Source organism: Ensifer sp. SL37, assembly GCF_026672675.1.
Taxonomy (GTDB): domain Bacteria; phylum Pseudomonadota; class Alphaproteobacteria; order Rhizobiales; family Rhizobiaceae; genus Ensifer; species Ensifer adhaerens.
Window position 1 is genome coordinate 148,020 of sequence record NZ_JAPPRN010000002.1, and the last position, 13,909, is coordinate 161,928.

General features: G+C 61.1%; 9 protein-coding genes and 9 pseudogenes. 10 read left to right on the forward strand and 8 right to left on the reverse strand.

Annotated features, from left to right (window positions below; translation table 11 throughout):
* Positions 1-18 precede the first annotated feature (18 nt).
* Together OVA00_RS08450 and OVA00_RS08455 are read right to left on the reverse strand one after the other, a co-directional pair.
* Positions 19-246, reverse strand: a pseudogene (locus OVA00_RS08450) (transposase domain-containing protein); the annotation flags it as partial.
* A 20-nt stretch (positions 247-266) separates the two neighbouring features.
* Positions 267-1,391, reverse strand: a pseudogene (locus tag OVA00_RS08455) (IS630 family transposase).
* A 45-nt stretch (positions 1,392-1,436) separates the two neighbouring features.
* Between OVA00_RS08455 and OVA00_RS39770 the strand changes: the two are divergent.
* Complete coding sequence (locus OVA00_RS39770) at positions 1,437-1,631, forward strand: hypothetical protein (RefSeq protein WP_326494122.1); 195 nt, start codon at positions 1,437-1,439, stop codon at positions 1,629-1,631.
* A gap of 109 nt (positions 1,632-1,740) precedes the next feature.
* Here OVA00_RS39770 and OVA00_RS08465 read toward each other — a convergent pair.
* Positions 1,741-1,930, reverse strand: a pseudogene (locus tag OVA00_RS08465) (IS66 family transposase); the annotation flags it as partial.
* A 47-nt stretch (positions 1,931-1,977) separates the two neighbouring features.
* A pseudogene (locus tag OVA00_RS08470) lies at positions 1,978-2,943 on the reverse strand (IS256 family transposase).
* A 42-nt stretch (positions 2,944-2,985) separates the two neighbouring features.
* Here OVA00_RS08470 and OVA00_RS08475 point away from each other — a divergent pair.
* Positions 2,986-3,402, forward strand: a pseudogene (locus OVA00_RS08475) (IS66 family transposase); the annotation flags it as partial.
* Positions 3,403-3,485: 83 nt separating this feature from the next.
* Here the strand turns inward: OVA00_RS08475 and OVA00_RS08480 are convergent.
* The 3 genes from OVA00_RS08480 to OVA00_RS08490 all read right to left on the reverse strand — a co-directional run bounded on the left by OVA00_RS08480 (position 3,486) and on the right by OVA00_RS08490 (position 5,739).
* Positions 3,486-4,412, reverse strand: a complete 927-nt coding sequence (locus tag OVA00_RS08480; RefSeq protein WP_268088518.1) for a tyrosine-type recombinase/integrase — start codon at positions 4,410-4,412, stop codon at positions 3,486-3,488.
* Positions 4,405-4,959, reverse strand: coding sequence for a tyrosine-type recombinase/integrase (locus OVA00_RS08485; protein ID WP_268088519.1), 555 nt, complete (start codon positions 4,957-4,959; stop codon positions 4,405-4,407). The genes OVA00_RS08480 and OVA00_RS08485 overlap by 8 nt, the downstream gene beginning before the upstream one ends.
* Before the next feature lie 399 nt (positions 4,960-5,358).
* Entirely contained in the window at positions 5,359-5,739 is a 381-nt protein-coding gene (locus OVA00_RS08490; protein ID WP_268088611.1) for a tyrosine-type recombinase/integrase, read from the reverse strand.
* Here OVA00_RS08490 and OVA00_RS08495 point away from each other — a divergent pair.
* The 6 genes and pseudogenes from OVA00_RS08495 to OVA00_RS08515 form a co-directional block, all read left to right on the forward strand.
* Positions 5,698-6,678: pseudogene (locus OVA00_RS08495) on the forward strand (IS256 family transposase); the annotation flags it as partial. The gene OVA00_RS08490 and the pseudogene OVA00_RS08495 sit on opposite strands and share 42 nt — an antisense overlap.
* A gap of 60 nt (positions 6,679-6,738) precedes the next feature.
* Positions 6,739-7,173 (forward strand): annotated as a pseudogene (locus OVA00_RS08500) (tyrosine-type recombinase/integrase); the annotation flags it as partial.
* 4 nt (positions 7,174-7,177) lie between these two features.
* Positions 7,178-8,128: pseudogene (locus OVA00_RS08505) on the forward strand (IS91 family transposase); the annotation flags it as partial.
* Between the two features lie 89 nt (positions 8,129-8,217).
* Positions 8,218-9,489, forward strand: a complete 1,272-nt coding sequence (locus OVA00_RS08510) for an IS256 family transposase (RefSeq protein ID WP_268088859.1) — start codon at positions 8,218-8,220, stop codon at positions 9,487-9,489.
* Positions 9,490-9,522: 33 nt separating this feature from the next.
* Positions 9,523-9,759: pseudogene (locus OVA00_RS39980) on the forward strand (IS91 family transposase); the annotation flags it as partial.
* Positions 9,756-10,088 carry a hypothetical protein gene (locus tag OVA00_RS08515; protein WP_268088612.1) on the forward strand — a complete coding sequence of 111 codons (333 nt, stop codon included), beginning with the start codon at positions 9,756-9,758 and terminating at the stop codon, positions 10,086-10,088. The pseudogene OVA00_RS39980 and the gene OVA00_RS08515, both read left to right, overlap by 4 nt.
* Before the next feature lie 158 nt (positions 10,089-10,246).
* Here OVA00_RS08515 and OVA00_RS08520 read toward each other — a convergent pair whose 3' ends face one another.
* Positions 10,247-12,451, reverse strand: a complete 2,205-nt coding sequence (locus OVA00_RS08520) for a cellulose synthase (RefSeq protein ID WP_268088613.1) — start codon at positions 12,449-12,451, stop codon at positions 10,247-10,249.
* A 392-nt stretch (positions 12,452-12,843) separates the two neighbouring features.
* Between OVA00_RS08520 and OVA00_RS08525 the strand changes: the two genes are divergently transcribed.
* On the forward strand, positions 12,844-12,975 hold the full coding sequence (locus OVA00_RS08525; RefSeq protein ID WP_268088614.1) for a hypothetical protein: 132 nt from the start codon (positions 12,844-12,846) through the stop codon (positions 12,973-12,975).
* Between the two features lie 458 nt (positions 12,976-13,433).
* Positions 13,434-13,901, forward strand: a complete 468-nt coding sequence (locus OVA00_RS08530) for an IS110 family transposase (RefSeq protein WP_268088615.1) — start codon at positions 13,434-13,436, stop codon at positions 13,899-13,901.
* The last annotated feature ends 8 nt before the right edge of the window (positions 13,902-13,909 follow it).

Consider the following 13,909-nt stretch of genomic DNA (forward strand, 5'->3'; position numbering starts at 1 on the left):
GGCGGCTTGAGCCGGCGGTCAGGCAGGCTGCTTTTTGAAGTTGAATGGTAGCAGGTCGTCGATGTCGGCGTTGTCGGGACGCTGCGGCAGTTCGGTGAGGACGTGGCGCAGCCACGCGAATGGTTCGACGCCACAGGCGCGACAGGTCAACATCAGGCTATAGGTGACGGCGCTGGCCTTGGCTCCATCGACGGTGTCGCTGAACAACCACGATTTTCGGCCGGTGGCAAAAATTCTAATGTCGCGCTAGTAGCTCTGCACAGAGGTTATGATTCTTTGGCCGTTGGTTTTGGGTAGGCTTTGGCCAGCTTGACGCGGGCCTTCTCGGTAGAGAACATCCATTTGATGCGGGCACCACTGGCGTTGCGTCGGCGTTCCCAGGCTGCAACCTCGTCGACGAGGCGGTCGCGGCTTTCGATGCGGCGGTTGAGGCATTGGCCGCGCAGGACGCCGATTTCGATCTCGACCATGTTAAGCCAGCTGGCGTGCTTGGGCGTGTAGTGGAATTCCAGCCTTCTGAGGCTTCGGCGCGCCTCATCGGCCGGCAGGGCCTGGTAGAGCGCAGCGGGTGTGTGGGTCGACAGATTGTCGAGCACCACGCGGATGCAGGCGGCCTCGGGATAATGGACATCGACGAGATCGCGCATGCAGTGGGCGAAGTCCTCGGCCGTACGCCGTTCGGTGACTTTCACCTTGCGCCAGGATCGGTGCGCGTCGAGGAAGACGAACAGGTTGGCAGTGCCATTGCGTTTGTACTCGCAGTCGTAGCGTTGCGGCCTTCCGGGTTCGGCCGGGATCGGCTGGCGCACCTCGCCGATGAGCTGGGTCGGGCTTTCGTCGAAGCACACCACCTACCGCTGCGGGTCGGACGCTTCGGCATAGAGGTCGAGCACATCCTCCATGCGCGCGACATACTCGGCATCGATCTTGGGAATGCACCACATGTCCTTGCGCCATGGCTTGACATCATTCTCGGCCAGGCGCCGGCGCACCGTCTCGCGCGACAGCTGTTCGTGCTCGGTCAGCTTGACGAACGCGTCGGCCAGCAGCTCCAGCGTCCAGCGGGCGCAGCCCGGCGGCGGGCTGGAGCAGGCGGTGGCCACCAGCAGGGCTTCCTCCTTGCCGGTCAGCTTGCGTTGCGCGCCCGGGCGCGGCTCCTCGCCAAGCGCCGCCTCCAGGCCCATCTCCACGAAGCGACGCTTGGTGCGGTAGACTGTGGAACCGCCGACCGCCACCGTTGCGGCGATGGTCTCGTCGCTGAGCCCCGCCTCGGCGGCGAGCAGGATCTGCGCCCGCTTGAGCTTGCGCGCCGGGTGCTTGCCGCCGCGCAGCATGCTCAAGAGTTCGTCGCGTTCGGGTTGGTCGAGGTCGACACGATGGCGTACATTCATCCGGAAAGCCTCCTTCAATTGCGGAGGTTCCGGATGAATCGAAAAATGAATCAATTACTTGACGGGCAGCCGGCAGCGCCACCCCACTTCACCGAAAAGCAGGGCCAGTACCTCGCCTTCATCTGGGCCTATAGCCAAATCAACGAACGGCCGCCGGCCGAGCGTGACCTGCAACGCTATTTCGGCGCACCCCACCATCCGTCCACCAAATGGTGCTCTCCCTCGAGCGGGCCGGATTAATCCGAAGGAAACCCGGCGTCGCCCGCAGCATCGAACTGCTCGTCAGCCACAACTGCCTACCCACGCTGCAACCCAACCAACTCGTCAAATCCTCTGTGCAGAGGTACTAGAGTAAATTGTTATCAATCGGCATCCTACCGTCTTCGGTATAGCGGGTCAGGTAATCCCATTGATTGCGCGTATATGAGACGGCATCGCCAAGTTTGGTGTCGGGGTACGACCTTTGGAGCGGTCGCGTCGAGCCACGCCTTGAGTGCGTTCAGGACCGGGACGCTGTGTTTCTGGCGAAAGCGGCGCAAGTAGCGGGACTATCATGAATTTCGTGTATGGGCGACGGTTGAACATATCAGGCCATGGCCCTGATGAAGCGCTCACCGAAGATGACGGCCATCTGCGATTTTGCCATGGCCCATTCACGCGCGGGCATCTTCCACTCTTTTTCGGACCTGTTCAAGACCAGGAAAAGCAGCTTTGTCGCGGCCTCGTCATTGGGGAAATGGCCTCTGCTTCTGACGGCGCGTCTCAGTTTGGAATTGAGTGTCTCGATGGCGTTCGTCGTGTATAAAATCCGCCGCACGTCAGCGGGATAGGTAAAGAACGGGATGACCTGCTGACAGTTGCGGCGCCAGCTCTGGGCGATCGCCGGATATTTCTGGCCCCAGGGTCCATCTTCGAATTCGCCAAGCTTGCGCTCTGCGTCCCAGGCGTCGATGGCGCGGTAAATTTCCTTCATCGCTGCAGCCACCGCTTTGCGGTCCTTGTCGGAGACGAAGTCGAGGCTGTGGCGGATGAGATGAACAATGCAGGTCTGAACCGTCGCTTCGGGAAAGACCGCGGTGATCGCCTCGGGAAAGCCCTTCAGGCCGTCAACCACGGCAATCAGAATGTCCTCCAGGCGCGGTTCTTCAACTCGTTCATGACCCGCAGCCAGAATTTGGCGCCCTCGTTCTGTTCGATCCACAACCCCAGTATCTCCTTGACCCCGTTGGCGCGCACGCCAAGGGCTATATGGACGGCCTTGTTGCGGACATGGCCTCGGCTCGAAACTGCCGGCACGGTCGCGCGGAACCGAAAGGTCAATCTCGCCCGTATCCGTCGTCGCCGTCTTGCGGCCGTAGCTGTTGCGACTGTTGTCGACTTCGTCTTCGCCATCAAGATGATCGTCAAGTTCGGCGTTCACAACCCGTTCGGCAAATGCCTTCTTCAGGTGATCAAGCAAACCGTTTGGATCGAAAATCGTCTTCGTGTCCGAGCCGGCAAGCAGTTCGTCAATAATCGCATCGGGTATCACTGGGGCTTTGCGAGCGGGCATGGGAAACAATCTCCTTTCTTCCCAATATGCCGCCCATACACGAAATTCATGATAGTCCCCATTAGCGGTGTCTCTCAGGCCGCCACAGACACTGTCCTGGCAATGACCGAGCTCTGGCGCATCGAAGATGAGGTTCGTGGCAAGGATGAAGACAGCCGCTCCACCCTTCGCCAGGGAAAGTCTGCAGCCATTGTCGCCAGCCTCTTCGAGCTCTGGGAAAAGGAACTGGGCAAGGTCTCGGGAAAATCCAAAACCGCCGAGGCGATCCGCTATGCGCTCACCCGGCGCGAGGCGCTGGAGCGCTTTTTAGCGGACGGTCGCATCGAGATCGACTCCAACATTGTCGAACGCGCGATCAGGCCCCAGATAATTACGAGGAATTATGCGAAGCTTGGGATTATGCGCAGGTATCGTGGCGGAAGCAGCACGGCGGCCGTGTCCGCCACAACGATCTCAACATAATCAGAGCGACTGTAGAAAGGTCATCAGTTCGTCGGAAGCTCGGAAGCGTGCGGCAGAGGCGCCGGCGGGCTGCAGCTTCATCAGCGCTGCTCTTTCATCGTGAGGTCGGCTTCAACGTACATGTGCGTCGTTGCAGTGTCCTCGTGACCGAGCCAGAGGGCGATGACGGTGATATCCACGCCGGACTGCAGCAGATGCATCGCCGTCGTGTGGCGGATAACGTGCGGCGTTACTGCTCGACCGATGAGCGCCGGGTGCCTGCACCCAGCCACTTCGACCGCAAGCTGTAGCCTTTGCGTCACGTTCGAGCGTGTCATCCGGCCACCACTGCGGTTTGGAAGAAGCATCGCATCGGCAGGCGGCTCACCGAGCCGCCGACGCCAGCTACGAAGCAGCGAAGCCGTTGTTCGCCACAGCGGTACTGATCGATCCTTGCGACCTTTGCCATGTAAATGGACAGCCGGTTGTCCTTCGAGCACGACATCGCCCCAGCGCACGCCGATCATCTCGGAAACACGCGCGCCTGTATTGTAAAGGGTGCTGAACATGGCGCGGTCCCTCTGGCCAGCCCAAGTTCTAGCGTCCGGGGCCTCGATGATGGTGCGGATCTCATCTCTCGACAGAAAGCCGACCATGGGCCGGTCAAATCGCTTTTGCGGGATTGCGAGCGCCCGTTCGATGGTGGCCAGAGCATCGATGTCGTGGTGTCCAGCGTATTTTAGGAAAGTCCGTATTGCCGCGAGGCGCGCATTGCGACTTCGCACGCTGTTGCCACGTTCGTTCTCGAGATGATCAAGAAACGCCAGGAGCAACGGCGCGTCGAGGTCCAACAGCGCAATCGCGCTTGGTGTTCGGTGCAGTCGCTGTGCGGCAAATCCCAGGAGCAGCCTCAGCGTATCGCGATAGGCTGCAACCGTCTGACGACTGACGGCACGGTGTTGGCCAAGATGCTCGAGAAAGAAGCGCTGGACGAGGTTAGAGAGGGACGGCGCCTTGCGATCAGACATGGGCGTCCTCCCCGAGGGCGAAGCCTTCGAAACGCGATCCGGCGATAGCCATCAGATCGGGGATGCCAGTCATGTACCAATAGGTGTCTGACACTTTGGTATGACCGACATAGGTCGAGAGCGCCGCGATGGCGTTGTCGATGTCGCATCCGTCTGCTTGCCAGCGCTCCAGCCGGCGGCAGATGAAGGTGTGCCTCAGATCATGAATGCGAACGTGGGGATAGGAACCGCGCGGCACGATTCCGGCTGCGAGGCGAAGTCGTTGAAAGACGCCGTAAACGGTTCGCTTGTTGAGGCGTTGCCCACTTGCGATGGTGAAGAAAGCTTGCTCCTCCTCCAGCCTGACGAAACGCTCTCGAATATGCAGATATGAACCAAGCGCGTTGGCAACCGACAGATGAAACGGCACATGCCGAGACTTGCGGAACTTGGTCATGCGCACCGTTGCACAGCAGGCTTCGATATCGACATCGCAGCAGCGCAGGTTGATCGCCTCCGAAATGCGCAGGCCGGTTGCGGCGATCAATCCGATCAACGCCTCGAACACGACCGATCGCAGTTCACCTGCGATTGGAGCGCGCGGGCCGCGGCCATTAGGCCGAGGATCTCGTCGTCGGTATAGATATGGGGCGTCAGTCTCCGCCGCGACTTTCCGAATATCTGCGTTTCTGGAAACTCTGTCGCCGGATCCAGGCGCGTCATGTAGGCCGCAAAAGGCTTCACGACTGCCAGCCGTCCAGCCCAGGTGAAGGGGAGACTGATGCGCGACCGCTCCTTTGTCCAGCGGATGACAAGGTCGTTGGTCAGTGTGCCGCAGTCCTGCTCGTCGGCGAAACCTGCAAAGGACCTCAGCAGCCGAGCGTCGGGGCCGCTGCCCTGAAGCCGAGCATCGAGCGTTCCGCCAGATAGGCTGCGACATGCTCCGTCATTGTTGTCTTCATCGCCGTCACGCCCTCCCTGGCCAAGGAAGAGCGACAGCCGACAGCCGGTCGAAATCGATCTTGGTATAGATCTTTGACGTGTCGAGGCTGCGATGGCGTAGGATATCGGCAATGTGCTTCATCGGTGTGCCCTCACGTAGCAGTCGGCTCGCCACACTATGGCGCAGAACATGCGGGTCGCACCGATCCCAGCCGCACCGGCGAAACGCGGCGATGACTGCTCGCTTGGCTACTCCTGTCTGGACGGGGCGATCATAGGGTGCGACATGGCGAACGAAGATCGCCCGGCTTGCCGTCCCGGGCCGCTCGTGCTTGAGGTAGTCGGCAATTGCCTCACCGGTTGCCTTTCGGTTCCGCGCGACCGTGCCGGCAGATTCGAACTGCAACTGATCTCCAGATATCAGCGCCGCTTTGCCGGCTTCGACGACAAGATCGTGTCGATGTACGCACGTGGTATGTCTACCCGCGAGATCGCCGGCCACCTGCGCGAACTCTATGGTGTCGAGGTCTCGGCCGACATGATCTCGACGGTGACGGATGCGGTTCTGGAAGATGTCGCCGCATGGCAAAGCCGACCGCTGGATGCGATCTACCCGATCGTCTTTTTCGACGCGCTCAGGGTCAAGATCCGCGATGAAGGCCATGTCCGCAACAAGGCCGTCCATATAGCCCTTGGCGTGCGCGCCAACGGGGTCAAGGAGATACTGGGGTTGTGGATCGAACAGAACGAGGGCGCCAAATTCTGGCTGCGGGTCATGAACGAGTTGAAGAACCGCGCCTGGAGGACATTCTGATTGCCGTGGTTGACGGCCTGAAGGGCTTTCCCGAGGCGATCACCGCGGTCTTTCCCGAAGCGACGGTTCAGACCTGCATTGTTCATCTCATCCGCCACAGCCTCGACTTCGTCTCCGACAAGGACCGCAAAGCGGTGGCTGCAGCGATGAAGGAAATTTACCGCGCCATCGACGCCTGGGACGCAGAGCGCAAGCTTGGCGAATTCGAAGATGGACCCTGGGGCCAGAAATATCCGGCGATCGCCCAGAGCTGGCGCCGCAACTGTCAGCAGGTCATCCCGTTCTTTACCTATCCCGCTGAAGTGCGGCGGATTTTATACACGACGAACGCCATCGAGGCACTCAATTCCAAACTGAGACGCGCCGTCAGAAGCAGAGGCCATTTCCCCAATGACGAGGCCGCGACAAAGCTGCTTTTCCTGGTCTTGAACAGGTCCGAAAAAGAGTGGAAGATGCCCGCGTGAATGGGCCATGACAAAATCGCAGATGGCCGTCATCTTCGGTGAGCGCTTCATCAGGACCATGGCCTGATATGTTCAACCGTCGCACATACACGAAATTCATGATAGTCCCGAGGTCTGTGGTCTTCGCGCCAACGATATCGACAGCTCAAGGATGGTGATCCACATCACGCGTGGCAAAGGCGGCAAAGCCCGCTACGTCATGCTGTCGCCGGAACTGCTCGGGATCCTGCGCAGCTATTGGCGGTTGGCGCGGCCCAAGGACATCGTGTTTCCTGGGCGCGATCCAGACAAGCCGATCGCGCCGTCGGTGCTGCATTCCGCCTGCCGTTCGGCGATTGCGGCGGCGGGTCTTTCCAAGCACGTCACCGTCCATACGTTGCGGCATTCCTTTGCCACTCACCTGCTCGAGAACGGGACCGATATCCGCATCATCCAGGTCCTGCTCGGTCACGCCCACCTCTCCACGACAGCGCGCTATACGCAGGTCTCTACCGACACGATCCGGTCGACGGCCAGTCCGCTCGATCGGTTACGACTGGAGGTGACACCGCCGGAATCGTGATCGGTTGCGTCCCACCTTCGAAGTCGCCGACATCTTTCGGCGACATAGGAGCTCCTACAGACGTGAGAACGCCGGTCATCTTGGCCGCGGCAAACGACGCGTCATGGGCGCGATCGAAGCCTGGCGGACGCCGAGGCTCGGCGGTCACGTCGATGCCTGCGACGATTGCGGCAGGACCCGCATCTCCTATAATTCCTGCCGCAATCGCCATTGCCCGAAGTGCGAAGGCGCGGCCCGCAAGGAGTGGGTCGCTGCACGCGTCGCCGATCTGTTGCCGGTCCCGTACTTTCATGTGGTCTTCACGCTACCACCGGGCATCGCCGAGATCGCTTTCCACAACAAGGCGGTCGTCTATGCATTGCTGATGCGCATCGTGGCCCAGACGCTGCAGACCGTTGCCGCCGATCCCAAGCGGCTGGGCGCCGAGATCGGCATCGTCGCCGTGCTTCACACCTGGGGCCAGGCCATGACCCATCATCCCCATGTTCATTGCGTCGTGCCCGGCGGCGGTCTCTCGCCCGACAGAGCTAGGTGGATGGCATGCCGGCCGGGCTTCTTTCTGCCCGTGCGCGTACTGTCGCGGCTGTTTCGGCGGCTCTTTCTGACGGCCCTTGCTAGAGCCTTCGCTCACGGTGAACTCCGCTTCTCCAACGAACTCAGCCATCTCAACGATGACGAGGCGTTCACCCGCCATCTCGCGCGTGCGCGCGGCGTCGAATGGGTCGTCTATTCGAAGCCACCGTTCGGCGGCCCCGACCAGGTGCTCGCCTATCTCGGCCGCTACACCCATCGTGTTGCCAGCGCCAACAGCCGCATCGTCGAGGTCGATGATGACCACGTTGCCCTCCGATGGAAGGATTACCGTGGCAAGGGTCGCGACCGCGAGAAGATCATGCGCCTTGACCCGCACGAGTTCATCCGGCGTTTTCTTCTACATGTGCTCCCGGAGAGCTATGACGGAAACTGGGTGATGACGGCTTGATGAGGGCGGCGTATCGAGGCGGGTGACAAGCCTGCCAGAACCTCATGAAAGAGCGATACGCCATGAAGACAGATAGCACTGTTGTTTCCTTTCCGCATCCCGAGACGCTCGATGATCCCCTGACATCGGTTCTACGCGAAGGCGCGCGCCGGCTTCTGGCACAGGCCGTGGAGGCGGAAGCCGAGGCGTTTCTTGCGGCCATGGCCAGCGAACGCCTGAGCGATGGGCGGGACCGGGTGGTGCGGCACGGCCATGGGCCTGAAAGAACGATCCAGACGGGGATCGGTCCGGTTGCGGTGCGCCGCGTCAAGCTGCGCGACCGGGCTTTGGAGACTTGCGGCGAGGATCGCATCACCTTCACGTCGGCGATCCTGCCGAAGTGGGCACGACGCACGAAGAGCCTCGACGCTCTGCTGCCGGTCCTTTACCTGCGCGGCATCTCGACCGGCGATTTCCAGGAGGCGCTTGCCGCCTTACTCGGCAAGGACGCACCGAACCTGTCCCCCTCGGTGATTGGCCGGCTGAAGGAGGAGTGGCAGGCCGACTATGATCGCTGGCAACGCCGCGACCTGTCAGCCCGCCGCTACGTCTACATCTGGGCCGACGGGGTCTATCTTCAGGCACGCATGGAGGACGATGCCGCTTGCATGCTGGTCGTCATCGGCGCGACGCCGGAAGGCAAGAAGGAACTTGTCGGCTTTCAAGTCGGCGTGCGCGAAAGCACCCAGAGCTGGCGCGAGCTGCTCGTCGGGCTGAAGGCCCGCGGGCTTTCGATTGCGCCAGAAATTGCCGTGGGCGACGGCGCGCTCGGCTTCTGGAAGGCGCTGGAGGAGATATTCCCTTCGACCCGCCATCAACGGTGCTGGCAACACAAGCTCCTCAACATCCTCAACAAGGTGCCGAAGTCGGTGCAGCCGAACATGAAGGCCGATCTCAGGGAGGTCCGCGATGCCCCGGATCGGGCAACCGCCGAGGTCGCGATCGCCGTCTTCGTCGACAAATACAAGGCCAAATATCCCAAGGCCGTCAACTGCCTGACGAAGGACCACGAGGCATTGCTGACCTTCTTCGACTTCCCGGCCGAACACTGGGACCATCTGCGCACCTCGAACCCGATCGAAAGCGTCTTCGCCACCGTCAGGCACCGCACGGTGCGAACCAAGGGAGGCCTGTCCCACAACACAGCACGGCTCATGGTCTTCAAGCTCGTCATGAGCGCCGCCAAAACCTGGCGCCGGCTGAAGGGCGAAAATCAGTTGCCAAAGGTCATCGCCGGCGTCAAATTCACCGACGGTGTCGCCGAAACGACGACCCCTGACCATCGCGCCGCCTGATCGGCCTCGTCACCCATTTCCCGCCATAGCTCGCTCCCGGACGGCTTCCACCGCATGCGCCACTTCGGCTTTCTCGCCAATAGCCACCGACGGGATCGTATCGGCCTCTGCAGGCAGATCCTCGATCAACCATCATCAGCAGGGGAGCGGTCGCAGCCCGGACAATCCCACGAATGCCCTGACTGCCGGCGTCCCATGCGTAGGACAGGAATCACTGTTGCGCCTGTTTCGCCGCCCCGGCCATCATCTTTCTGGTGCGATCCGTCATGAACTCCGACAATCCGCACCCCCTCCCATATGCCCACAAAACCAAGCGCCGCGCCGGCGCGCGATACCGCGTGGCCCTAGCCACACCGAAAGACCGACAGTGTGCATTGAGGCCCAAAAATCGCTTCCTATCGTCCGGCAAGCTGCTCGCGAAGGTCGCCAGATCACGCCAAAAATCGGCGGTGCGATTGCCGTTCACGACGAATCCGCTATCGTCATCAAGCGGCGTGCTTTACTATTCCCATAACGGCGCCAAACAACCCGCGCCTTACTTCAATCCGGCTTATGTGAGGTTGCTCGAGCTCGCCGCGACGACGGATGCGACCTCATAACCCTCCAGATTCCGCACCACGCCGAATAGAGAAGACAACCCCATCGACAGGGCTGCAACGTTTAGGAGCATTTGGCTATGCAGCCGCTGCGCGAAGCTGCTTCAGCCAATCTGGCTCGCGGCAACTGTTGCGTCGCGATGGAATCGCTTGCGAAGCGTTTACTTGTTCGGCCAGATTTCCTGCGCCTTGCCGACATCGGCAAGGCCACGCTGCGCATCGCGATTGCCAGTGGCAGCAACCGCCTCAAAGATGCGCCGGGCGTCGGCGTAGCGCTTGAGGTTGAGATAGGCGTAGCCACGCAGCACCATCAGGTCCGACCGCTGCGTCGAGATCTGCCCCAACTGATCGAGGAAAATCAGCGCTTCTCGGTAGCGTTTGGCATCAAAAGCGGCAATCGCCCTATCGGCTAGGATCGCGCTCTGAAGCTCTTCCACGCGAACGCGGCTTTGGGTCGATTTCGTCGCGGCGACCGCCGCCTTGTTGGTCAGCCCAACGCGCAGATAGGCGAGGCTTTGGCCATAGGCGGCGTCTTCGCGCATCTGCGATGCCGGCGCCTGCAAGGCGACCTCAAAGGCTTCGGCCGCCTCCAGCGGGCGATTAAGGTCCATCAGGCACCAGCCGCGCATAAGCGCCGCCTGCGGCGACAGCAGCGCCGGATTGATGGTCGTCTGGCATCCAGCAGCGCTCCTGCCGGCCTTTTGCGTTTGTCTCCCAACGGCGACCGGCCCCTCGACAACGTAGCGTGTGGTCGTTTGCGGTCCAGTCCGTGTCACAACGGCAGGCGACTTTCGCTCCGCACCAGCGACCGGGGCCTGCTCTCGTGCGAGTTGTTGTTGCCGGGTGAGCGCGTCGCGCTGCTCCTCGGTCTCGCCCAGGCGCGCAATGCGCTCGGAGCGCCCGGCCCAGAGGCGCTGGATTTCGGCGGCGCCCGCTGCGCCCAGCTGGTTGCGGCTAAGCGCCAGGCCGTAGGCGGACGGCTCGTCATCTGGCTTCCAGCGAAGCGCTGTTGCAAACCACTGTGCGGCGGTCGCCGGTTGTTCCATGGCACGGGCATACCAGCCGAATTGCTGCGCCGTGGCCGGGTCCCGTCCTTTGGTCGTTTCCTGCGCAATGCGGGTCAGCACCTCCTCGCCAAGCGTCACCGGTGGATCGATCGCCAGCAGGTTTGCCGTCGCGGCAAAATAGGTCGCCCTGGCATCGGCCGAGACGTCGCGCCAGGGATACAGCACCTTCTCCGCATCCTCATGCGCCTTGCGTGCAATAAAGGTCAGCGCCAGGCCCTGCGACGCGGAAGCGGAATCCTCCTTGTCGTGGGCACGACGGAACCAGTGTTCGGCCGCGCTCATATTGTTACGGCGCAACTGGTACCAGCCCAGCAGAAGAGCGTCGCTCGCCATGCCGCCGGTTTCAACCAGACGTTCGAGGCGTTGGAAGTATTTCGGATCGACGGCCAGCTTGCCATCCGCACCGCCTTCGGCAACGAAGCGCCGCGCCAGATCATCGCGAATGGTTTCGAACTCGGCAACGCCGCCCGGTGCAGTCCGCTCGTAGGCGAGCAGTTCCTGCGCCATGTCATAGGGCAGTCCGGACACGGCCTTCTGCGCGGTCGCAAGTCGTTCGGCGGCGTTTTCGCAGTTCTTCAGCACGTAGAGATAGGCATCTCTGGCGCGATCGCGCCGGTTGGTTTCGGCGAAGGCATCGGCCACGCGCCAGAGCACGTCCACTTCCGAGCACGTCAGCAGGCTCGGCGTGCTCGCTGCGACCTCGATGACCGTCTCATACTGATTGAGATCGGAGGCATTGACCAGCCTCGCTCGCGCTTCGGCGACGTTCAGCCGCTCGAGCAGATCCGCCGGCGGTTTCCAGGCCGCCTCTGTCGCCTGCCTCTCGGCGATCATCTTTCGAACCTCGGCGTAGCGCCCCTCCGAATAGAGCTGCCACATCGTTTCGAGCTGGACATCCTTGTTGCGCGGAACCGCAAGTGGGTCCTTGGGCGGCGTCCAATCGGGATAGAGCGCCCTCAGCCGCGATATCTCGGCCTGCAGTCTGGCGGTATCGCCCTTGCTGGCGAAATAGCGCAGGGCCGATTCGTCGACCACCGGCGCCATTGTCTGCGGCTGTACCGATCCGGCAGCAGGTTGCGTGTTCTGCGCCACCTGCCGAAACTGGGCTTCGGCACTTCTGGCACGCCTGTCGACGAGGCCGAACGACTCTTCTTCAGGAAGAGCGCTTTCTTCCTGGCCGGTCGTGGGCGCACCGGCGATGCCGCCGAAATTTTTACACAGAAGTCTATCGTCGGTTAATGCGGCAATCCCGACCGCCGTGACCATGACGCCGGCAATGACAACGATTGAGGACTTCATAGACACTCCGGACGCTTCACCTTCGCATAAGGCAACCCAAGAAGGTGCAGTGTCGAAGGATAATATTGCGTCTTAACCGTCGCTGTACCTTTTTGATTGCGGTTCATTTTGAAGAGTGCTGCGGGAATGCGCGTAGTGAAGCGTAGCGGAACGAAGCGTATTCCCGCGGGCGACGGCCCAGATTGTCGTATCTTTCTGAACCGAGCCGATTCGCCGGGAGCGACCAATTGCCCCCTATGGCTTGACCACCTGGGGGGAAACGTGTCCAGGCTAATTGGCCGTGATCGAGGTTCCGTGGGGAGTTTGCGCCGACCCCAACATTGACGATCGAGCGCCAGTACAGGGATCGGCGAAGGTCGCGGTGGCTCGCAGACACGAACAACGGAGAAGCCATGCAAAATCCAAAGCAATGGTATGTCGGCGTCGACTGGGCGTCGGCGGACAGGTTGCTCAATGTTGCATGTGCAATGCTCAAATCCGGCACCTGTTTCGAGGCTTCAGCCAATGTCCAAATTCCTGCTTGAGAGTCCCCCCCCCCCCGCATATCAAAGGGGGCAGCTAACATTGAATCTCTGTCGATTTCAAGTAATGCGCAAAGAAGGCATTTACGCCTGCCTGCTCCCGCGAGCACAGCCCTGAACCCGAACCACCTGATCAAGGTCTTCCAGCCGCAGCGCCGTCGGGCGGCACGACCGCGGCCGCAGTGAGCCCATGTGGCGAACGAAGCAGGCGAAGGCAACCCATGCTCTTTAAGTAGACCCAATGAAGATCACTTGCCCCGAGCCCGGAGCTCTCTGAAGGTGTGCTCTTTGAAACCGAGCCACAGAAAGGAAGCTCAGATGTCGCCGTCGATCGGGAAGAAGTACGTTGGCCTTGATGTGCACCAGGACACGATCGCCATTGCGGTGGCCGATGAAGGCCATGACAAGGAGGTCCGGTTTTCGGCACGATCGCCAACCGGCCGGAGCTGTTGCATTCGGCATTGAAGAGAATCGCCCAGGGCGGGTTCGAGCTTTGCGTCTGCTACGAATCCGGTCCGTGTGGTTTTGTGATCTATCGCTATCTTCGCAAAGTCGGGATCGATTGCGTGGTGATATCGCCTTCCGCGACACCCCGCCGTGCGAACGATCGCATCAAGACCGATCGTCGGGACGCCCAGATGCTGGCGCGTCTGTTGCGTACCGGCGAGCTGGTTGTCTTCTGGGTTCCCGATGAAGCCCATGAAGCAATCCGGGATGTGGTGCGGGCCCGCCGGCAGGCCAAGGATGACCTTTCCGCCGCGAAAACATCGTTGAAGAGTTTCCTGTTGCGTCATGATCGGCGGTTTAGCGGCAAGTCGATATGGAGCCGTTCTCACTGGAACTGGTTGTCGAAACTGACCTTCGCCTTTCCGCACCAGCAGTTCGTCTGTAAGCGCCGTCTCCGCCCCATTGGTTTGGCTGTATTTTGAGGCTTGCT

Coding starts and splice junctions, on each gene's coding strand:
- OVA00_RS39770 (WP_326494122.1), top strand. CDS start 1,437: ATGAATCAATTACTTGACGGGCAGCCGGCAGCGCCACCCCACTTCACC.
- OVA00_RS08480 (WP_268088518.1), bottom strand. CDS start 4,412: ATGTCTGATCGCAAGGCGCCGTCCCTCTCTAACCTCGTCCAGCGCTTC.
- OVA00_RS08510 (WP_268088859.1), top strand. CDS start 8,218: ATGAAGACAGATAGCACTGTTGTTTCCTTTCCGCATCCCGAGACGCTC.
- OVA00_RS08515 (WP_268088612.1), top strand. CDS start 9,756: ATGAACTCCGACAATCCGCACCCCCTCCCATATGCCCACAAAACCAAG.
- OVA00_RS08520 (WP_268088613.1), bottom strand. CDS start 12,451: ATGAAGTCCTCAATCGTTGTCATTGCCGGCGTCATGGTCACGGCGGTC.
- OVA00_RS08525 (WP_268088614.1), top strand. CDS start 12,844: ATGCAAAATCCAAAGCAATGGTATGTCGGCGTCGACTGGGCGTCGGCG.